20 protein-coding genes are annotated in these 21820 nt (G+C 42.7%); 12 read left to right on the top strand and 8 right to left on the bottom strand.

Annotated elements, in window-relative coordinates; genetic code table 11:
• Position 1: 1 nt before the first annotated feature.
• The 4 genes from PQR79_RS08390 to pspF form a co-directional block, all read right to left on the bottom strand.
• On the bottom strand, positions 2–892 hold the full coding sequence (locus PQR79_RS08390) for an ABC transporter permease subunit (RefSeq protein ID WP_238103310.1): 891 nt from the start codon (positions 890–892) through the stop codon (positions 2–4).
• Complete coding sequence (locus PQR79_RS08385; RefSeq protein ID WP_238103308.1) at positions 879–1910, bottom strand: ABC transporter permease; 1032 nt, start codon at positions 1908–1910, stop codon at positions 879–881. Before PQR79_RS08385 ends, PQR79_RS08390 begins: the two co-directional genes overlap by 14 nt.
• A complete protein-coding gene (locus PQR79_RS08380; RefSeq protein ID WP_238103307.1) occupies positions 1911–3536 on the bottom strand; it encodes an ABC transporter substrate-binding protein in 1626 nt (541 codons plus the stop codon).
• An 83-nt stretch (positions 3537–3619) separates the two neighbouring features.
• Positions 3620–4690, bottom strand: a complete 1071-nt coding sequence (gene pspF / locus PQR79_RS08375; protein WP_238103306.1) for a phage shock protein operon transcriptional activator — start codon at positions 4688–4690, stop codon at positions 3620–3622.
• Positions 4691–4882: 192 nt separating this feature from the next.
• On the opposite strand from pspF, the gene pspA reads away from it, so the two are divergent.
• The 6 genes from pspA to PQR79_RS08345 all read left to right on the top strand — a co-directional run bounded on the left by pspA (position 4883) and on the right by PQR79_RS08345 (position 9339).
• Positions 4883–5566: a phage shock protein PspA gene (gene pspA, locus PQR79_RS08370; protein WP_238103305.1), complete on the top strand. Its 684-nt coding sequence runs from the start codon at positions 4883–4885 to the stop codon at positions 5564–5566.
• A 20-nt stretch (positions 5567–5586) separates the two neighbouring features.
• Complete coding sequence (pspB, locus tag PQR79_RS08365; protein WP_238103304.1) at positions 5587–5826, top strand: envelope stress response membrane protein PspB; 240 nt, start codon at positions 5587–5589, stop codon at positions 5824–5826.
• The gene (gene pspC / locus PQR79_RS08360; protein WP_238103303.1) at positions 5813–6208 is read left to right on the top strand and encodes an envelope stress response membrane protein PspC; all 396 of its coding nucleotides are present in this window, start codon (positions 5813–5815) and stop codon (positions 6206–6208) included. The genes pspB and pspC overlap by 14 nt, the downstream gene beginning before the upstream one ends.
• Positions 6209–6277: 69 nt before the next feature.
• Positions 6278–7720 (top strand): YcjX family GTP-binding protein, encoded by a 1443-nt coding sequence (locus PQR79_RS08355; RefSeq protein ID WP_238103302.1) that lies wholly within the window; start codon positions 6278–6280, stop codon positions 7718–7720.
• A 23-nt stretch (positions 7721–7743) separates the two neighbouring features.
• Positions 7744–8829, top strand: a complete 1086-nt coding sequence (locus PQR79_RS08350; protein WP_238103301.1) for a TIGR01620 family protein — start codon at positions 7744–7746, stop codon at positions 8827–8829.
• A gap of 165 nt (positions 8830–8994) precedes the next feature.
• Complete coding sequence (locus tag PQR79_RS08345; RefSeq protein WP_238103299.1) at positions 8995–9339, top strand: ComEA family DNA-binding protein; 345 nt, start codon at positions 8995–8997, stop codon at positions 9337–9339.
• A gap of 62 nt (positions 9340–9401) precedes the next feature.
• Here the strand turns inward: PQR79_RS08345 and PQR79_RS08340 are convergent, their stop codons facing one another.
• On the bottom strand, positions 9402–10139 hold the full coding sequence (locus tag PQR79_RS08340) for a YciK family oxidoreductase (protein WP_238103297.1): 738 nt from the start codon (positions 10137–10139) through the stop codon (positions 9402–9404).
• A 259-nt stretch (positions 10140–10398) separates the two neighbouring features.
• Here PQR79_RS08340 and PQR79_RS08335 point away from each other — a divergent pair, with 259 nt between their 5' ends.
• Both PQR79_RS08335 and sohB read left to right on the top strand, forming a co-directional pair.
• Complete coding sequence (locus PQR79_RS08335; protein ID WP_238103295.1) at positions 10399–12888, top strand: VolA/Pla-1 family phospholipase; 2490 nt, start codon at positions 10399–10401, stop codon at positions 12886–12888.
• A 121-nt stretch (positions 12889–13009) separates the two neighbouring features.
• Positions 13010–14020, top strand: coding sequence for a protease SohB (sohB, locus tag PQR79_RS08330; protein ID WP_238103360.1), 1011 nt, complete (start codon positions 13010–13012; stop codon positions 14018–14020).
• A gap of 72 nt (positions 14021–14092) precedes the next feature.
• On the opposite strand, the gene PQR79_RS08325 is transcribed toward sohB, so the two are convergent.
• Together PQR79_RS08325 and PQR79_RS08320 are read right to left on the bottom strand one after the other, a co-directional pair.
• Positions 14093–15163 (bottom strand): DUF3083 family protein, encoded by a 1071-nt coding sequence (locus PQR79_RS08325; RefSeq protein ID WP_238103293.1) that lies wholly within the window; start codon positions 15161–15163, stop codon positions 14093–14095.
• Between the two features lie 410 nt (positions 15164–15573).
• Complete coding sequence (locus PQR79_RS08320; RefSeq protein WP_238103358.1) at positions 15574–16131, bottom strand: arylesterase; 558 nt, start codon at positions 16129–16131, stop codon at positions 15574–15576.
• Positions 16132–16192: 61 nt separating this feature from the next.
• On the opposite strand from PQR79_RS08320, the gene PQR79_RS08315 reads away from it, so the two are divergent.
• Entirely contained in the window at positions 16193–16942 is a 750-nt protein-coding gene (locus PQR79_RS08315) for an ABC transporter ATP-binding protein (protein WP_238103292.1), read from the top strand.
• Positions 16942–19425: an ABC transporter permease gene (locus tag PQR79_RS08310; protein ID WP_238103290.1), complete on the top strand. Its 2484-nt coding sequence runs from the start codon at positions 16942–16944 to the stop codon at positions 19423–19425. Before PQR79_RS08315 ends, PQR79_RS08310 begins: the two co-directional genes overlap by 1 nt.
• Before the next feature lie 91 nt (positions 19426–19516).
• Here the strand turns inward: PQR79_RS08310 and PQR79_RS08305 are convergent, their stop codons facing one another.
• Positions 19517–19771, bottom strand: a complete 255-nt coding sequence (locus PQR79_RS08305; protein ID WP_238103288.1) for a TIGR03643 family protein — start codon at positions 19769–19771, stop codon at positions 19517–19519.
• Between the two features lie 108 nt (positions 19772–19879).
• On the opposite strand from PQR79_RS08305, the gene PQR79_RS08300 reads away from it, so the two are divergent.
• Together PQR79_RS08300 and PQR79_RS08295 are read left to right on the top strand one after the other, a co-directional pair.
• A complete protein-coding gene (locus PQR79_RS08300; protein WP_238103286.1) occupies positions 19880–20599 on the top strand; it encodes a pseudouridine synthase in 720 nt (239 codons plus the stop codon).
• 126 nt (positions 20600–20725) lie between these two features.
• Positions 20726–21622, top strand: a complete 897-nt coding sequence (locus PQR79_RS08295) for a LysR family transcriptional regulator (RefSeq protein ID WP_238103284.1) — start codon at positions 20726–20728, stop codon at positions 21620–21622.
• The last annotated feature ends 198 nt before the right edge of the window (positions 21623–21820 follow it).

The raw sequence follows: 21820 nt of genomic DNA, 5'->3' as shown, positions 1-21820 counted from the left end.
GTTAGTTTCTTATTGGCGCAAGTGCAGAGCGTAAACCGTCGCCGACTAAATTTACCGACAACACTGTAAATAAAATGGCAATCCCAGGTATCGTTACCGTCCAGGGAGCAAGTAATAAATTATCAAGCCCTTGTGCGACCATGGCTCCCCATTCAGGGCTAGGTGCTTGGGCGCCTAAATTTAAAAATCCCAGTGCTGCAATGTCGAGTATGGCGGCAGAAATTGCCATTGTGACTTGGATGATGACCACATCCCAAACGTTAGGCATAATCACATACCAAAAAACTTGGAATGAATTTGCACCATCTAATTTTGCAGCAGTAACGTATTCTTTTTGTAATTCTTCATGAACCGCTTGATGAATGGCGCGAACAAATTGCGGGATCATCGCAATCCCCACGCCCCAAAAGACATTGTTCAGCCCCGGTCCCATCACTGCAACCACTAAAATGGCCATAAGCAAGGAGGGTATAGAAAGTAAAGCATCAAGTAAATGGCTTAATACACTCGACTTTATGCCACGCATCATGCCTGACAATGAACCAATAATAAACCCAAAGAACAGTGACACTGATACAATCAGTAATGACATGCCAAAGGTCAGTTGTACCCCATGCAAAATACGACTAAAAATATCACGGCCTAAATCATCTGTACCCAAAAAGTGTTCAACACTGCCGGCGGGATCCCAAGAGGGTGGTAATAGCAGGACTTGTTGGTTCTGTGTTTCTGCGGAGTAAGGTGCAACAAACGGCGCAAAAATAGTCAGTACCAATAAAAAAATCACCGCCCATAAACCTATCACTGCAAACGGATTCGCAGAGAAGGTATTCCATACACGCCACAATGGCGAATCTATATGGTCTTCGTGGTAGATTTTAATGCGAGGCATATAAGTCCTTTCTACTCATCGGATTGATTATAGTGTGCAGTAAGTCAATTAAAATACTCAAAAAGATAATCAATAGCGACACTGAAAAGATACCAGCTTGAATCACAGTATAGTCGCGCTGATAAATACCTGATACCAACCAACTGCCAACACCCGGCCAGGAAAATATCACTTCAACCACAATGCCATAGCTGGCAAAGGAGCCCAGCATTAAGCCAATACTTTTTAATACCGGAATTAACGCATTGGGCATTGCATGGCGGACTAAAATTTTAAATGTGTGTAATCCGCGCGCTTCTGCAGCACGAATATAAGTTTGATTCATAACATTAATGATAGCTTGGCGTGTAATGCGCACGACGAGTGTAAATGGCAACACTGCGAGTGTGACCGCAGGTAAAATTAAGTGTAATAATGCGTCATGAAAAGCAGGTATGCGATATGTAGATTCAGACATTAATGTATCGATTAACATAAAGCCGGTTACAGGTTCAATCTCGTATAATAAGTTGATTTGTCCTGAAATCGGTAACCAACCTAAATTTACCCCAAACCACATGGAGAGCGTGAGTCCCAGCCAAAAAACAGGGATAGAATAACCCGTTAGGGTAAAAGCTAAAATACTGTGTTGTAGCGCTTTATTCCGGCTTAACGCAGCAATTACGCCAAGAGGCACACCAAAAAAAACTGCTATGAAGCCTGAAAAAAGTGATAGTTCAAGCGATGCGGGTAACACTGACGCTAATTCGCCTGCAACAGCTTGTTGTGAGTTACTTGAAATGCCTAAATTACCGCTCAAACGCTGACGAAGATAAGCCGTAAACTGGATTAATTGATTATCATTAAGTTGATAGTCGGTTTCGATTTGGCGTTGCTGCTCAGTAGTAGGGTACTGAATCCCCGACAATGAATAGGCTTTATTGGCTGGAAATAAGCCTGTCGCGATGAATAATACCGCTATCATCACCAAAGAGGTTGCCAAAAACAGGGTGATACGTCTAAATAAATAACGCCACATTTATTCGTCTTCCTCTGTTGTTTGGATGGCTTTGGCGAATGAAATTCCACCATAAGGGCGAATTTGCATTGCAGTAATATTGTTCTTTTTTAACACCACTTTTTTGGCATGAGCTAACGTCACCATAGGGACCTGGTCGCTAATAATGGCTTCAGCAGACTGATAAAATGCTTTGCGCTCAGGTTGTGATGAAACACTTTGTGCCTGGGCGAGTAAATGTTCGAAGTCTTTTTGGCACCAGCGAGAACGGTTATTGTTTGAGGCTAATGCTGCACAACTCAATAACGGTGTAAAAAAGTTATCAGGATCACTGTTATCGGCATTCCATCCAATTAATACTGAATCGTAATTAGAGGCTGATAGCTTTTGTACAAACACACTCCAATCATAGCTAATGATATTGAGTTTTACGCCTATTCGGGCTAAATCGGCTTGGATAAGTTCGGCGGTTTTCAGTGCACTTGGGTTATAAATCCGTGCCACCGGCATTGCCCATACATTGATGGATAATTTATCAACACCAGCTTGCTTGAGTAATTCAATCGCTTTTTGAGGATTATATTCATTAGGCGATAAATTTTTAGTATAGGCCCATGACGCCGGAGGCAATACTCCGGTGGCTTCAACTGCCGTGTTGTTGTATACCGCTTCAAGAATGTTTTTCTTATCGATGGCGTGGGCTAGGGCACGCCTAACTCGAACATCATCTAATGGTGGCTTTTGAGTATTGAATGCCCAAAATGACACATTTAGGCCAGGCTTAGCATCAACCACCACATCAGGATGTGCAGCCACAACGGTTAATTCGGCTGCTTTAGGCAAAGCCGATACGCTGCAATCTCCGGTAATGAGTTTGGCGATCCGTGATGTGCTTCTTGGAGTAATATCAAACACTAACTGGTCAAGCTCGACTGTTGGCCCCCAATATACAGGGTGTTTTTTAAAGCGAATATATTCATTTTTGACATATTGATTAAGCTGAAATGGCCCGGTGCCTACGGCATAATAATCAATGTCTTCGGGTGTACCTTGCGCCAGCAATTGGTAACCGTATTCTGCCGATAAAATGACGGCAAAGTCGGTGGCCAAATTGGCTAAAAAGGAGGCATCTTTACGAGTTAAATGAAAGATGACCTGGTAATCGTTTACTTTCTCTATTGACTCAATAAGGTTATCAAAACCAATACTTTGAAAAAAAGGATAACCCGTTCTGCTGACTAAATGGTAAGGGTGTAGGGGGTCAATAATACGATTAAACGAAAATAGGACATCGTCGGCATTAAAGTCTCTTGATGGGGTAAACCGATTGGTTTTATGAAAGCTAACATGCTCACGTAAGGTAAATTGGTAACTGAGACCATCTTCTGAGATTGACCATTGCGTGGCTAGCCCAGGAATAATATCCGTTTTGGCCTGACTGTAGTTAACCAGCTGACTATAGATTTGGTGTGAAGTCGCATCGATAGTGGTGCCAGAGGTGACTAACTGGGGGTTAAAGCTTTCAGGATTACCTTCGCTGCAATATACCAACCCTGAAGGCAATTGTGCTTGTCCGCATGCTGCCAGCAAGGTGCTGGAAATACACAAGGAAATCAGCTGATACCAGCGTTTTACTATAACAGGCATGGTGTAATCATTTTTTATCGACTTTGAGGATTCATTTTAACAGTGTTCGTACGAGCTGAGCAATCGTAGATACATGAGTTCATTTAAGACTTGTCTAGCAAGTTGTACTTTTTCAAAATGCCCCTAAGCTGATGGTAGCTTAATCCTAATAAATCAGCGGTTTTTTTCTGGTTGTATTGACCTTCTGCAAGGGCTCGTTGCAGCAAGTCTATTTCCGCATTTTCAGTGTATTCTTTAAAGTTTATCGGAAACTCAATATTGCTGTGGGTAAGAGGAACTGGCAGGGTTTCTTCACTTGTTTCAACGGACGCAACAGGCAATTCTATTGGTTGCACTTGGCGTTCGCGGGTTTTCACTCGAGCCGTTGGGCGATAAGGTGAGGCAAAAGGATCTAAAATAATATGGTCAATCTCTTGGCCTTCAGAGCCTTCTCGATACACACTGCGTTCAACCACGTTTTTTAATTCACGGATATTACCTGGCCAATTGTGCATCATCAATTGTTCGATGGCGATGGCGCCAAATCCGCCAAAATATTCAAGCCCGAGTTGTCTGGCCATACTTACAGCAAAGTGTTGTGCTAAAGGCATAATATCGTCAGTTCGGCAACGAAGTGGCGGTAATGTAATGACGTCAAATGCTAATCGGTCTAATAAATCGGCTCTAAATTCGCCGCTGTCAGCTAATGACGGTAAATCTTCGTTAGCGGCACAAATGAGTCGCACATCAGACTGTACGGTTTTACTGCCACCGACACGTTCAAACTCGCCATATTCAATTACGCGCAATAGTTTTTCTTGAATAAGCCCTGAGGTATTAGCCAGCTCATCTAAAAACAATGTACCACCATCGGCTCGTTCAAAGCGGCCTTCGTGTTTACCTTTTGCACCCGTAAATGCACCTGACTCATGGCCAAACAGTTCACTTTCGAGTAAGTTTTCACTTAACGATGAGCAGTTAAGTTTAATAAAGCTTTGATCCCAACGAGCAGACAAATAATGAAGCCGCTCAGCAATGAGCTCTTTACCTGTTCCGCGCTCACCAATGATAAGTACGGGTTTAGAGAGGGGCGCAATTTTAGATACATGCTCTAATACTTCAAGTAATGCATTAGACTGGCCGATGAGGTTATCTTGTTGGTATTGTTTGCTCACAGTAGCTTACTCGCAACATTGTTAGTGAATTAGACTAATAATTGGTGAAAATCATAATAGATTGCTTAGGTAATAAATGAAAGAAAAAGTTAAATATTTGTATAAGCAACTAATATTGTAGAACTTTTTAAAGTTGGCACGCAATGTGTAATACCTATTGCGACATCCACGTTAATTTTTGAGGAATATATTATGGGAATTTTCTCTCGCTTTGCAGATATCGTTAATTCAAATATCAGCGCAATACTTGATAAAGCAGAAGATCCAGAAAAAATGGTACGTCTGATCATTCAAGAAATGGAAGACACGTTAGTCGAAGTGCGTTCAACCTCTGCCAGAGTGTTGGCCGAGAAAAAAGAATTACTTCGTCGTATTAGTCGAGTACAAGAACAAGTGCAAGATTGGCAAGACAAAGCAGAGTTAGCATTATCGAAAGAGCGTGAAGACTTAGCTAAAGCCGCCTTAATTGAAAAGCAAAAAACCGTTGGTTTGCTGCAAACACTTGAAATGGAATTGCAGGTAGTAGAAGAACATATTACTCGCTTAAAAGATGAAGTGGCGCAACTTCAAGAAAAATTGAATGATGCCCGTGCTCGTCAAAAAACCATCATTATGCGCAAGCAAACTGCGACTTCGCGTTTAGAAGTTAAAAAGCAGCTTGATTCAAGTAAAATTGATGATGCAATGATGAAGTTTGAGCAATACGAACGCCGTGTAGAAGGCCTAGAAGCTCAGGTAGAATCATATGACTTAGGTAAAAAAGATTCTCTTGCAGATGAGTTTGCCGCCCTTGAAGCTGAAGATGCTGTTAATGATGAATTAGCTGCATTAAAAGCCAAAGTAAACGCAAAAAAACAACCTAAATCAAAAGCATAATAATTTTTCAGAGGTGAGTTATGGACATGGATCTTCTTATTGCACCAATTATCATTTTTTTAGTAATTGTTGCACCCATTTGGTTGATTCTTCACTACCGCAGTAAGCGACAAGTGAGCCAAGGACTCACAGAAGAAGAATTCGCTCAGCTTAATGATTTAATTGCTAAAGCTGAAAAAATGAGCCATCGCATAGAAACCTTAGAAGCGATTTTAGATACTGATTCACCAGAGTGGAGGGCGAAACATGGGCACAACTAACGGTCGTACGCTATACCGCAATCCTAAGAGTGGTAAAATAGCGGGAGTATGCTCGGGCATTGCCGACTATTTTAACTTTGAAACCTGGTTAGTGCGTGTGTTAGCGGTATCGATATTTCTCCTTGGTGGTACCGGTGTGGTGTTTGTGATTTATATTGCGTTGTGGATGATATTAGATGTTAAACCACACGCATTAGAATATGACGAACAACACAAGGATATCGAAGTTAAAAAGAAGGTATGGCAAGCAGGAGAGCCTGCAAAACGTGCTTTGTTTGATGTCAGTCGTCAATTTAATGGGCTCGAGGCCCGTCTACAACGACTAGAGAAACACGTTACGTCAGATAGCTTTGACTTAAAACGGGAAATCAATAGTCTTTAATTATTCTAAATGGGCGGTTTACCGCCCTTGTTTTATGCTCTCCCTTGATTTTAGGAGCTGTCAGCCACCATGAATTTTTTAGATCGTTCCTTGTTTAAAGTCTCCCAAACAGCACAGTCTCTAGTGCATCGCAGCACTGACCGCCACGTTAGATTGGCTGTTACTGGTTTATCTGGTGCAGGAAAAACAGCATTCATCAGTGGTTTAGTGAATCAACTATTGCATGCAGGAAAAGGTAATAAGCACAATCCATTGCCATTATGGCAAGTCGCAAGAGAAGGGCGATTAATTGGCGTACAACGTGCAATGCAGCCCGATTTAGACATCGCCAGTTTTGACTATCAAGGCTCAATGAATGCATTAAATTCATCGCCCCCTCAGTGGCCTGCATCGACTCGGACCATTACTGAATTACGTTTAGCCATTAAATATCAGCCGCAACAAGGAATACTGGCCAAATTAACTGACACTGCCACTTTGTATGTTGATATTGTCGATTATCCTGGTGAGTGGCTGCTCGACTTACCTATGCTAAAACATGACTTTACTCACTGGTGCCTTGAACAACAGCAAAATGTTGCCAACTTAAGCCAATCACCTTGTTATGAAGCGTTCACTCAAGCAATGAATAGTGTGGATTTAGCCCAAGTTGCAGATGAGCAACAGCTAAAGTACCTTGCCGATTTGTACCAAGCATTGCTGGTTGATTTAGTTCGACAGCAAGGGTTTTATCATGCTCAACCAGGGCGCATGTTGTTACCTGGTGAATATGAAAATACCCCATTACTGGCTTTTTTCCCGTTATTGTCACTGAGTCCATTAACCCATTCTGAGTTGGCATCAAGTCCAAATGACTCTAATTACCATGTTTTAAAGCGACGTTATGAGCAGTATGTGTCTCAAGTAGTGAAGCCATTTTATCGTGATTACTTTTCACGTTTTGATCGTCAGTTGGTGCTGGTGGATTGTTTAAATGCGTTAAATCATGGCCAAGCACAATTTAATGACATGGGGCGCGCCTTAAACAGCATTATGGAAAGCTTTCAATTTGGCCAATCAAGTTTAATTAAGCGGTTGTTTTCACCACGCATTGACAAAGTGTTATTTGCCGCGAGCCAAGTTGACCGAGTGACGCGAGATCAGCAAAGTCATGTGTTGAGTTTATTAACGGCCATGCTGCAGCAAAGTCAGCATTACGCCAATTTTGAAGGCAGTGACGTTGAAACGATGGCCATCAGTGCCATCAAGGCGACGCAACATGGCATGGTCAATACCGATAGTGGTCAACAAGAAGTGGTTAAAGGTACGGACTTAGAGGGCAAACAAATTACTGTTTATCCGGGAGATGTGCCGACAACCTTGCCAGATGCCACTTTTTGGCAACAGCAAGGGTTTAATTTTAACTCATTTTTACCTCCTAATATCAGCCATTTAAATGAGGCTCATCCTAAGTTTGAGCATATACGTCTTGACCATCTTTTAGAGTTTTTATTAGGCGATAAATTAACCTAGTTGCAAGAGTATGAGTATCAATTATGAATCAAGCAAATAGCGCTTCAGGGCTAAAGAAATCGCAAGTCTTCGATGACGCAGATCTTATCGGTGACTCTGAAACTCATCAATCTGCAGAAGCAATCAAACCTACTCAATCTTTCAATGAGGTTGAGTTTGTGTGTGAACAAACCTTGGCCGAATTACCCGAATCTATCAGCGACAGTATTGCGTCAGGCAAACCTAAAGGTTGGTCAAAATTGGCGGTGTTATCGCTAATCAGTGTTGGGCTGTTAACTATAGTGCAAACGGCCGTAGGATTAATGGAATCGTTTAATCAAAGTCCTTGGTTATTTGGCTTTTATGCCACGGTATTAAGTATTGTAAGCTTATGGGCTGGGGTTGGTGTAATTAATGAGTGGCGAAAGTTAGCTAATCTAAAAAAAGTTGCTGATCATCAGGCAAGGGCTGAGCGATTGTCGCAAAGTATGCAAATGGGTGAAGCCAATAAATTTATCGCGCCTATTTTGGCCAAATATCCCAATACTGAAGCCAAACAACAATATATTCAGGCCAGCAATAAAGAGCACAATGATGCTGAAATTGTCATGTTGTTTGACAAAATGGTATTGAGTGAACGTGACACCTTAGCGAAAAAAACAGTCAATCGTTTTGCGGCTGAGTCGGCATTACTGTTAGCTGCAAGTCCCTTAGCTGCGCTGGATATGGCGATTATTTTGTGGCGTAATCAAAAAATGATTAATCAAGTGGCTGCTATTTATGCTGTTGAGTTAGGCTATTGGAGTCGTATTAAGCTTATCCGCAGTATTATTGTCAATGTTATCTATGCTGGCAGTACTGAAGTGATTACCGACTTAGGAACCCAGTTATTGTCAGTAGAAATGACCGGAAAACTATCAACGCGTATCGCTCAAGGCCTTGGTGGCGGTTTATTAACCGCTAGATTAGGTTATCAGGCTATGAATTTATGTCGCCCCATTGCTTTTACCTCAAACAATAAACCCAAATTAACGCAAGTGCATCAACACTTATTAGGTGAATTGACACAGTTTACGTCATCAATAATGGCCAGCAAAAAAGTTAAACCTGAGGATAAGGTGAAGCGTTAATATTAGCGAATTGTGTTTTTTATGTACAATTAAGGGTTGTTGACTAAAGTTAGTCTCCGATTTGGAAACGGAATAACGTTCTGAATCTTCGCGCTGGTTTTTGGACTATGACTATGTTGTAAACAATAGGACGGGACCAGCAAAATAAAAAACAAGGAGACTCTAATGAAGTCATCATTAACATTAACTGCGGTATTCATGTGCTTATGTTGTTTTTTTAGCACCTCATCTTTTGCTGCAGACTCAACGAAAACCAAAACGGTTGCCGAAGTATCTCAAAAATCTACCAAAGCCGTTGAGAAATCATCCACCAAAGTGCAAAGCATCAATGTGAATAAAGCCAATGTGACAGAGTTACAGTCACTTAAGGGAATTGGTAAAGCTAAAGCACAAGCGATTGTCGATTATCGCACTAAAAATGGGAAGTTTAAAAACTTGCAACAATTGACTATGGTTAAAGGTGTAGGAGAAAAGTTGGTGAGTCAAAATGCCAAGACCATCAGTTTTTAACCTGTTAAATTGACCATGAAAAACGGAAGCTTTTGCTTCCGTTTTTTATTGGCACAAAGAGATTATTGTGCGTTTAGTGCTTGACCATTGGTATTAATGGATTCATCACTCATTAAAAATAGGTAAGTCGGCATAATTTGTTGTGCCGTTTTTAATGTTTGTGGATCTTCGCCAGGGTAAGCTTTTGCACGCATTTCAGTTCGAGTTGCACCCGGGTTAATGGTATTCACTCTGACAGAGGTGCCATCACACTCATCGGCTAGTACTTGCATCATTCCTTCGGTAGCAAATTTAGAAAATGCATAAGGCCCCCAATATGCCCGACCTTTACGGCCAACGCTGCTAGAGGTAAAGATGATCGAAGCATTTGGTGCTTTGCGCATAATCGGTAACAAGGCTTTAGTCATAATCGCTTGAGCAGTTACGTTGACTTTAATGATGGTCTCTAACGACTCCAAGTCAATATGCTCAAAAGGCCCCAACGCACCAAGTTGTGAAGCGTTGTGCAAAAGCCCGTCAAGGTGGCCAAACTGTTCTGCAATGGTTTCAGCCATATCAATATAATTCTGTTCAGTGGCCCCTTTTAAATCAAGCGGCACAATGGCAGGTGTTGGGTAACCCGCATTCACGATTTCATCATATACAGCCTCAAGCTTTTTAACCGTTTTCCCCAATAAAATAACGGTCGCGCCATGTTTAGCATATTCAATGGCGGCGGTGCGACCAATGCCAGCACCAGCACCTGTTACCAAGATAGTTTTGTTATTAAGTGAATCTTTTACCGCTTGATATTCCAACATGATTAATTATTTCCTCTGAGCGCAATCGCCCGTCAAATCTAGAATTGGCTAAAGTTTAAACGACCGTTTGAAACAAATGATTGATAATTGTATACGAATACGTCATTTGTATGTAACAAACTTGTAGCTAACTCTATAATTTTGCGTTAACTTGAGAATAGTTAAGGACTAACATAAGTCCTTTTGGTCGCATGATAGGACTATTGTGACCAATTCTTGGGGAAAACAAAATTATTAAAACAAGATTTGGGGAAAAAAGATGAAAAGACTCATTTTGGGTGTTGCAATAACATCTGCTCTCGGTTTAACGGCATGTGGCGGCGATAGTTTTAACGAAGCAAAAGAAAAAGCCGAACCTTTGGTGCCTGTGTCGCATGTTCAATTTGATCCAGCAAACGGATTGCTTCCTATACCAAACGATTTACTGTTTAGTGGTACCCTCGATGGCACCCTTCAGATTCCCGGTGAAACCGGTGTCGATTACACCGATCCTTCAATCGCACTTGGCGGTTTAGACGGTTGGTCAACTAGCTCACCAATTTCAATAACAATGGAGCTAGCAAACGACCTTCAAGGTAATGCGTTAACTCTTGATGCGTCATCGGTATCCCAGCCTGGTGCGATACGGGTGTTTGAAGCAACCGTGGGTGGGTCATTGTCTACTGATCCTGAATGTACTTCTTTGGCATCTGTGTCTGCTTGTAAAGTGGGCGAAGAATTGACCTTTGGTGTTGATTTTGTCACGACAGTATCGGGTGATAACGTAGTCATTGTGCCACTAAAACCATTAAAGCCTATTCAGTCATATATTTACGTTGTTACAGACTTAATTCAAGACTCTTTAGGTCGCAGTATCGCAGCATCGACAACTTATAATTTACTCAAATTAGATATCGAAACTAAACCGCTAGAAACGGCTGCGCAATTACAGTTGCAAGGTTTGGTTAATAGTTACGAAAAAGGTGTGGCGGCTGAACACGGTGTTGACTCTGAAAGTATTATTTATTCTGGTCTATTTACCACCCAGTCAGTTGCAAATGTGTATGAGACTGCTAAATTGCTAATGGCATCAAATGAAGCCTATATGCCTTCATTTGTACAAACACCCACACCAGCAGGTTATACCGCCGCACAAGCATTAGGATTAACGTCTGCTAGCGGCTTAGCTTATACTCTTGCAGATATGGCCGATGTGTATACTGCGCAAATTAAAGTGCCATTTTATGGTGATTGTTCATCAAGTAGTTGTGTTATTCCTGTCGTTGACGGTGCGCCGACAGCACCTAACGGCCGTTGGTTTGCTCAAGGTGACAGCCCTGTATCAGTGTTACTCGCGCTTCAGGCTGGCACATTAAGCCAAGAGAACTTCTTTGCCCAAGCGACAGAGCAAGGTGTTGATCCACAAGCAGCGTTGGCTAATCCGGCATTACTTGCTGGTAAACAATGGTTACTTGATGATGGCACATCGGCTGATATCTCTAAGCATCTAACTCGCTTAAATCCAATTCCTGCTATTCAGAGCTATGAAACAATCCCTGTGCAAATTACCTTACCGAATGCGGCTAAGTTAGCCGCATTTACTGCTGCTCAAGGTGGCACGTTTGTTCCTCCTGAAAATGGTTGGCCAACCACTATTACTATGCATGGTCTTGGTGGCGGTAAAGAAATGAACCTAGCCTATGCTGGTACCTATGCCGCAGCGGGTGTTGCCACAATTTCCATTGATATGCCTTTACACGGTGAACGGTCATATGAAATCGGTAACGGTGGCGCTTATGAGATTTCGGCTACAGCGCCAAGCTATGGTGATTTAGTGGGGCAACCAGAAGCTTACGCAAATGGTAACCCGCTTGTCTTTGTTAACATTGCCAGTTCATTAACTGTGCGTGATAACTTCCGCCAAGCGACCCTAGATCATTTAGCACTGCGTTTATTGTTAACGGGTATGGCGCAGCAATTAGCAGCTGCGAGCCAGCCTCAAGTATTTGATGTCTCTAAAATTAGTGCTCAAGGTTTGAGTTTAGGTGCCATTGTTGGGACCACTTTCTCAACTTATGCAAGTACTGGTTTAGTTGATCCAACGTCAGGCGAAAGCTTAACCAATGCATATGCGATTAACGCAAGTTCGTTAGTCGCTCCAGCGGGCGGTTTAGCTGGTGCATTTGCGGGTTCTGCGGCATTTGGGCCACAATTGTTCGAAAATGTTGTTGCATCTGACACGTTTGCTGAATTAGTGGCCGAAGCCAACACTGCTGGTTATGAAGTGGGTAGCGCCGAATATGAAGCATTAGTGCAAGGCGTTTATGCTGCATTTATTCCATCGTTCGCGTTAGCAGTACAAACCGCTGTTGACTCAGCAGATCCATTAAACCATGCAGGTATGTTAGCTGCGACAGAAGTGCCTGTGCATTTAATTGAAATTGTGGGTGATGGCGCCGGTAACTTACCTGACCAAACCTTACCTAACAGTGTATCTGGTTTCCCTCTTTCTGGTACGGAGCCATTAATTGCAGCCATTGGTTTGAATTGTGTCGATGCAACAATGCCTGGTTCTGGTGCTGTGCGCTTCTCTAAAGGTCATCACAGCTCGATTGTGAGCCCAAGTGAAGTTGATGGTGTTACAGATGGTATGGCTGCTGCCGCAACAGCAGAAATGCAATCTCAAGTAGCTGGTTTTGCCATGACTGCAGGAGCTGGGCAGGCAACAATTGCCATCTCAAACAGTGACGTTATTCAAGGTTGTAACTAATCCTTACTATTTAGTCTTCGTTTTGATTCAAAACCCAGCAATTGCTGGGTTTTTTGTTGTCTACTTATCGGTAATAACTGATAAAATAGCGCGAGACAGTTTTTCCTATTTGGAGCTAAATTTGGAATTTTTATATGAATACGGTTTATTTTTAGCAAAAGCCGTAACAATCGTCGTCGCGATATTGGCCGTCGTGGTATTGATACTTGCCAGTAACATAAAAAACAAAGCTGACAAAGGTGAGCTCCGACTCACTGATATTTCAGATGAACTCATTCAGCTAAAGCATCATTTGAAAGAAGAGTTGCTCTCGAAAAAGCAATTTAAAGCCTATGAAAAGCAAGTCAAGGCGGATGAGAAAGCGGCTGAAAAATCGGATGTTACAAAAGGTAAAGTCTTTGTTATTGACTTTAAAGGCAGTATAGATGCGAGCGAAGTGGCTTCTTTGCGTGAGGAAGTGACGGCTGTTTTAACCATTGCTGATAAAGATGACCAAGTGTTGGTGAATGTAGAAAGTGGCGGCGGCATGGTGCATGGTTATGGTTTAGCATCAAGCCAATTAGATCGTTTACGCCAAGCGAACATTCGATTGACTATATGTATTGATAAAGTAGCAGCCAGTGGCGGCTATATGATGGCTTGTGTGGCGAATAAAGTGTATGCCGCACCGTTTGCCATTGTCGGGTCAATTGGTGTTGTAGCGCAGGTGCCTAATTTCAATCGTTTACTTAAAAAGCATGATATTGATTACGAGCAACATACCGCGGGCGATTTTAAGCGTACGTTAACCATTTTTGGTGAAAACACCGATGAAGGCCGTGCTAAGTTTCAACAAGAACTTGAAGAAACGCACGTGCTATTTAAAGCGTTTGTTGGCCGTTATCGTCCTGAGATGGACATTAGTAAAGTGGCGACGGGTGAGCATTGGTATGGTCAGCAGGCCATTGAATTAGGCTTAATTGATGAAATATCAACCAGTGATGATGTCATTTTAAACTTAGCCAATACCCATCAAGTGATCAAAATTAGATATCAAATGAAGAAGAAGCTGGCTGATAAAATCGCCCATGGTGCATCATTATCGGTTAATGCCGTGATGAACAAGCTCATTGAGCGTAATCAATCGGTGTAATACAGATTTTGATGAATAAAAACGACAGCCTAGGCTGTCGTTTTTTTGGTAAGCATTATAATGATGACGTCATTATTGAGCTTTATAACTGATGTGTTGGTGGAAGCGTAGAATCACATCAACATGTTCTTTATCGATATCAAATGCTTGAGTAAACGTGCGCAGTGCATCTTCTACTTGGTTCATAAAGCGGCCGTAACCCTCATCGGTTTCATCACTTTTACCCGCAACAATGACAAATCGAAATACGTCGACTAATTTACTGCTGTCCCAATGCCCGATAGGTTCTGGAGATTGAGCGTGTGGGTCAAAACCAATCATCTGAAACTCATCAGTGCTGGTGAGTTGCTCATATTTACTGTTACGAACCAAGGGCAACTTACCGTTGGCAACCATAGCAACACGTTTTAATTGTTTACTTTTGGTTGCATCGACAAATTTGTCATACACATTTTGATAAATGGAAGCCAAATCAACCGAATCATTTGCCAGTAATTGCTTTTTAATCCGGCGATCAATAGGAATGTTGATCGTGACGTAGTTTAAGGTACTGACGTTTTCAGGCAGTTCGCACTGGCGTCGGTGATAGCGACTGTCTACCGCACGCAGTTTATAACCGTATGTTTCTTTTAAGCCCTTTGCTTTAGCAAAAAAGTCATAGGAAATATGTTGATGATCGCGAATTTTAATCGGCAAATCTTTAACAGGTAATTGGGGGGCTAGATCGGCAATAAATTGCTTCACTTTATTATGAAAACCGGCTGCATTGCTGCGTAAATCAGCCCCTGTGGCTAAAAAGACAATCCGTAATTTACGCGCTCTGAACCCCGGGGTGCTGTGTAAACTGTTTGCTTCATGATAGGCAGGGTTATAAAAGAAGCGCAGTTGTTCATTGGAGTTTAAACAGTAAGCTTCACTGTGAAAGCGCACCATAGGCAATTTATCGGTAGTCACAACATGAACATTATACAGTTCGTTTTTTTCAGCGAGTTGGTATACAAGTTTGCTGAATTCTTCGTAGCAATTTTCTAAACTACTGTACTTGCTGAGATAATCGTCGGTTAATGGAAATCCGATCGTGATGTATTGGTTTTTACGGGTCGCACTGGGTAAATATACTTTTTTTTGACGACTGACGGACATATTATTTCCTTTATAGTCTGAGGGTTGCTGTACTTTCATCGTCAATTTTTCGAGACAGAGGTTAGTGTTTCTATTGATGTGTTCACAGTGTTTGCTACTTTAATAATGAAGTGAGCTAACCCATGTGACACTCTGTTTTTAACCTAATCTGTAGGTTGCATTTGGGCTGTTATGTAACGTGAACGCTTGGCTGTTAATCCATCTTTAGCCTTCGCGGTGTTGTACTAAAAGCCTTAAATAACCACAAAAAATTGAAAGCGCAACATACCCAAGCTGTTGTCTAAAGTTTATCGTTATTGAGTTGCTTGCTGGTATCCATTTTAAACATTGAAACTGAAATTAATATGACTTTCATTCATTTTATTAAAATCTTTTTAACATTTGTCGTGAAAGTCATAAAATTTAAATAGTTACTCCGCTATTAATTGAGTGATCCAAGGCAGCATCCATTGCGTAATTTTATCTTGAGCCTGTTCATTGGGGTGTATACCGTCACGTTGCATTAAGCTTTTGTCTGCGGCAATATCTTGCATAAAAAACGGCACTAAGTTAATAGCATATTCGTCAGCTAATTGATGATAAACCTCAGTGAACATTTTGCTATAACGAGGACCGTAATTAGGTGGCACCATAATTTCAGTTAATAACACTTTTGCGCCTTGCTCTTCGGCTAGCGTAATGATTTTTGTAAGATTTGATTTCAACTGATTGGGTGGAAAACCGCGTAGTCCATCATTGCCGCCGAGTTCGATTACAACAATGTCTGGTTGGCTAGAGGTCAGTAAACTCGGGAGTCTACGTAATCCTCCTGCTGTTGTTTCACCACTAACAGAGCCGTTAACAATTGTGTGTTGTGGCAGTTCATTGCGTAACAATTGTACCCAACCTTGGTTTTCTGGCATGCCATAACCTGCACTAAGGCTATCGCCCAGTATCAAAACCGTGGCAGCATAGGCAGGCGCGCACATCAACATTAACGTAAATGCAGCAGCTAACATGCGTTTAAGCGACAAAAATAAGAAGGATTGTATGTCTAATAATAGCGTTCGAAATACCAGTGCCATAACTGTAACTAACCTTAATAAAACTGTGGTGACCCAAGAGGGAGAGTTGACTATCCTCAACGGCATTAATATAGAAGTCAAGCAGGGCGACAGTATTGCTATTCTTGGACCATCGGGTTCGGGTAAATCAACCTTACTTGGATTATTAGCGGCTTTAGACACACCAACTTCAGGTGAAATTGTCCTTGATGGGGTGGCATTATCTGGTTTAAATGAAGAGCAAAAAGCCGCGCTGCGTAAACAAAAAGTCAGTTTTATTTTTCAATCCTTTATGTTGGTCGATACTTTAACCGCGTTAGAAAACGTCATGTTGCCAGCTGAACTTGCTGGCGTTACCGATGCCAAGCAAAAAGCCCAAGCCATGCTTGAACGCGTTGGCTTGTCGCATCGCTTAAACCACTTACCGAAACAATTATCGGGCGGTGAGCAGCAACGTGTGGCGATTGCCAGAGCATTTATTTGTGAACCAAAAGTGTTATTTGCCGACGAACCCACAGGTAACTTAGACAGTGTAAATGGCGACAAAATTGCCGACATGTTATTTGCCCTTAACCAAGAAAGCGACACCACTTTGGTACTGGTCACTCATGACTTACACCTTGCCCAGCGCTGTGCAAGGCAACTTGTGATGGAAAGCGGTCATTTATCTGAGCCTGCAGCGGAAGACGGTCAGCACAATAGTACATCAGAAGCACAACTAGTGGAGGCAAACTAATGGAATGGCGCATCGCTTGGCGTTTGTTTAAGCGTGAGCTTGCACAAGGCCAATTAGTTTTAATTGTGTTAGCGATAACGCTAGCCGTATTGTCGGTCACTGGGCTTGCTCGGGTTAGCGAGCGTTTACAAGTGGCGATTAATGGTGAAGCCGCAAACTTTATTGCAGCCGATCGCATTATTGATTCACCCGTTGAGTTAGACCCTAAAGTGTTAACCATTGCAGACGAGATTGGCCTTGCCCATGTCACCAATATGCAATTTAACTCAATGGTGTATTCTGGCGATAAATTTCAGTTAGTTACAGTGAAAGCCGTGGGTGATGGTTATCCACTTAAAGGCGACATTGAGCTCAGCACAGGTATCACACAAGCGTTACCGCAAACAGGCCAGGCATGGTATGAAAATCGTTTAGGTGGATTACTTAATTACCCTAAAAGCATTGAGTTAGGTAACAGTGAGTTATCACTAACCGAAGAGATAAGTCGCTTACCTGACGCCGGTTTTAATCCATTTGCCTCATCACCAGTGTTACTTATTCACCTAAATGATGTTGCTGCAACAGGGATTATTCAGCCGGGCAGCCGCGTAACTTACCTGTACCAGTTTACCGGTGATGCGCAGCAATTGGTTGATTTTGAGCAACAAGCTAAACCGCTACTCAATAACAGCCAACGTTGGGTTGATGTGCAGTCGGGCGACTCACCGATTGCCTCAGCGGTACAGCGTGCAGAACGCTTTTTATTGCTAGCCAGTTTATTGGGTATTGCATTGGCATGTGCTGCAATTGGCATTGCAGCGCAGCGCTATTGTCAGCGCCATTACGACGTGGTGGCGATGTTGAAAACCTTTGGTGCATCGGGTAAACAAATCCGTGTGTTATTTGGGTTACATTTATCTTTGGTGACATTGCTCGGTATTGCGCTTGGTTTAATCGGTGGCTTGTTACTCGACCTTGGTATCACGGCGTTTTTACCGCCCGAAATCGCAGCGTATTCGCCGCCTTACTTGCGCCCTGTAGTATTAGGTGTCAGTACCGGGTTAATCAGCGCATTTATGTTTTCGGCTTATCCACTAATGCGTTTATTAGCAATACCACCGCTTCGAGTATTGCAACGCCAGCTTGAGGGTTTGCAGCTCGGCATGTGGTTGCACTTGCTCCTCAGCCTAGCGGCCATGGCACTTTTAGGCTATTTGTATTCAAGAAGCCTCGCACTCACCATGACGGTAGTGTTGGCAGTCATGTTACTGGGGGTGTTACTGAGCCTATTAGGGTTTGTGATGATCCGCCTCGGCCACGGCATTGGCATGAGAACCACCAATCCATTGCAACTTGCTTTGGCTGGGCTGCGTCGCCGCGCTAGACAAAATGCGGTGCAATTAGTCGGTTTTAGCAGTGCTTTGGTATTGCTGCTGACTATTTTGGCACTAAGACAAGATTTGCTTAACGAGTGGCAAAAGCAGTTACCAGAAAATGCGCCGAATTACTTTTTGGTGAACATTGCCCCTGAAGACAGTAAACCGCTCGATGACTTTTTAACCCTCAATCATATAAAAGCTACCGATATATATCCGGTTGTGCGTGGACGTTTAACCCACATTAATGATGAAGAGTTAATTTCTCGTCGCCAATCAGAAGAGGGCATCGAAGGTCGAGTGGGGATCTCTCGTGAGTTAAACTTAACCTATCGCGATACCTTGCCGCCCAATAACAAATTGCTTGAGGGCCAGTTTAATCAAACTGACGATGAGGTGTCTGTTGAATCTGGTGTGGCTGAGCGTTTGGCGCTGAAACTGGGCGACAAACTGACTTATCGAATCGATAACCAAGATTTGTCGGTCACTGTTGCCAGTATTAGACAGGTGCAGTGGGAAACCTTGCAGCCAAACTTTTATATGATTTTTACGCCAAAAGCACTTGAGCCTTTTGCGTATACGTCTATGGCCAGTTTTCATCTTAATGATCAACTTTTGGCCGCCGATGGCAGCACGTTAACGGCAGACCAAGTGGTGTTGCAATTAATTAGGCAATTCCCGACGGTGTCGATTATTGATGTTGGCGCCATGGTAGGGCAGTTAAGGCAAATTATTGAGCAAGTGTCTTTGTCTTTATCGTTAGTATTAGCATTGGTGTTGTTGGCCAGTGCACTCGTGCTGATTGCCCAAACCGAGGCCGGTATGGCCACTCGTCAACGTGAGTTAGCGGTATTACGCACCTTTGGCGCATCGGGTTGGTTATTGCGGGCATCAACCGGGTTTGAATTTGCCCTACTGGGTGCCATTGCTGGCTTGTTAGCGGTCATCGTGGCTGAGTTTGCATTGTATATGCTAAAAACGCAGGTATTTGAGCTGGTGGTATATATGCATTGGCCATGGTGGGGGATCGCGCCTGTCGCTGGCGCCGCCATTGTTTCAACACTCGGCGTGTGGCGTTGCAGGCAGCTGTTAAACAAGTCGTGCAGCGACATGTTAAAAGCGGGTTAGCACACTGAGCTGAATAACCGCTAAATGAGCGAAAAGGGAGATGCATTGTCATCTCCCTTTTGCTTTTTACTTCTTAGACCCCAAGCTCAGGCTATTTAGATCGCGGCTTATATTGTGTAGGGCAATAACTACGAGCTATTCCCTCTGGGCGCAGCTTAAGGTGTTTGGTTTTTCGGCCTGTAACACGTGCTCGCCACAGTTTGAAGCTGCCTGGTTTCATGTTACTGCGCATCAATTTGATAACAGCAGATTCGTTTAGGCCATAAAGGTGCTCTATGGCTTCAAATGGGGTTCTGTCTTCCCAGGCCATTTCAATAATTCTTGAGGTATCTTGCACTGAAAGCATTGCGTATGATGTCGTTATTGGGTTTGCCAATACATACGTTAAACAGCCTGACTTAGTTTATAGCGTGTTTATAAATGTTTAAATCATTATCCTGGGTATCACTATCACATGCGTCTTGACCGTTTTGTCAGTAAAAGTACCGAATTAACGCCGCAGCAAGTGAGCGACTGTATCTCCCAAGCCACTGTGTGGGTTAATGGCGTGGCCGTTACCGATGAAGCCACTCAAGTGCATGAAAATAATCTGGTGCAATTCAATGGGCAAACCTTAGTACCGCGTCCTTTTCGTTATCTGTTATTACATAAGCCGCAGCAAACCTTGTGCTCAAACGTCGACGGGGTTTATCCATCGGTATTCTCATTACTGGATATTGAGCGGCCCTCAGAGCTTCATATTGCCGGGCGCTTAGATGCCGATACTACCGGATTGGTGTTAATAACCGACGATGGCCGTTGGACATTTAATATCACCTCGCCCAAATACGCGTGTTATAAAACTTATCGGGTCCATTTGGCAAAACCGATAAAAGAGGATGTGGCCGAGCGCTTTGCTAATGGGATCTTATTACAGGGCGAAAAAGGCCTAACCTTACCTGCAAGGTTAGAGGTTCTCTCGGCACAACAGGTGTTGCTTACACTCACTGAAGGTAAGTTTCATCAGGTTAAACGCATGTTTGCCGCCGTGGGCAATAAAGTGGTCGCGCTGCATCGGCAACGTATTGGTGCCATAGAACTCGATGTACATGAAGGTCAGTGGCGCTATTTAACCGCAGAGGAGATCAGCTCTTTTTACTCGGTAAATAGCGAAGATGGAGGGGCTCTTAGCTAACATCAACATCAAACTCGTTTTTCAACATTTCTTATCAATAAAAGACTTATCAAAAATAGACTTATCGATAATTTAAAATTATCAAAGCTGTTATGCTATCGACATCGTTTAGCGTTGGAGTTTGGCATGTTAAATCAGCAATGGTTAACCACCTTTATTAAGTTAGTTGAAGTCGGGCATTTTACCCACACCGCAGAACAACTGTTTATGACCCAACCCGGCGTGAGCCAACACATTAAAAAGTTGGAAGAGCAAGTGGGTGTGGCATTGTTATATCGGGTTGGAAAACGTTTTGAGCTGACTGAAGCGGGCATTCAACTACATCAACAAGCCTTACTTTGGCAGCAACAGCAGCAACAATTGTTGTCACAACTGGCTGTTGATGATGTTTATGTTGGCGAGTGTCGAATAGCCTGCTCTGGCTCGTTGGCACTCTTACTTTATCCGCATTTAATAGACTATCAGCAGCCGCACCAGCAATTACAAATTTCATTAGAAGCAGCACCTAACAAACGCATCATCGACAATGTATTAGCCAACCAGGTCGAACTTGGTATTATCACCCAAGCCGTTCATATCGATGAGCTCAATCTCACGCCACTTGGCCAGCAAGCCTTATGTGTTGTGATGCCGAAAAAGTATCAAGATAGCGCCATAAACTTTGAACAATTAATGGCACTTGGCATGGTAGCGCATCCCGATGGCATGCATTATTGGCAGCAAATCGTGAATCATTACTTTAATGACAAACAAGCCACGGCACAGCAAGTGCCAATAAGAAGTTATGTTAACCAGCTGAATCAAATACTTGTGCCTGTTGCCAAAGGCTTAGCCTTTGCCGTGTTGCCTCAATCTGCCGTAGACAGTTTTGCCCAGCAAACACAAATATGCATTGCAACGTTTGATAGCGCAGGTGAGCCAAAGCAGGGCGTTAGTGAGCCATTATTTTTAATCAATAAAAAGCACCGCCCGCTGGCAAAACGTTACCAACCCATCATCGATATTATTCATAATTTGGTTTGAGTCTGTTTATGATGAACAACCATTACTACATAGCGACGCCTTAATCAAAAACCGCTGGACGCATTCTGAGTGGTCACTTATTAATGCGCAATGGTATAACCTTCGAGTTTTCTAGACATATATATTTTTATCATACGTTTTTGCTTTTTGAGTTATCACCATCAGTTACACGAAGTTTTAATCGAAGAGAGATAATGA

Source organism: Shewanella metallivivens (assembly GCF_028750675.1).
GTDB classification, from domain to species: Bacteria; Pseudomonadota; Gammaproteobacteria; order Enterobacterales; family Shewanellaceae; genus Shewanella; species Shewanella metallivivens.
This window is presented reverse-complemented; position numbering and strand designations above follow the sequence as displayed.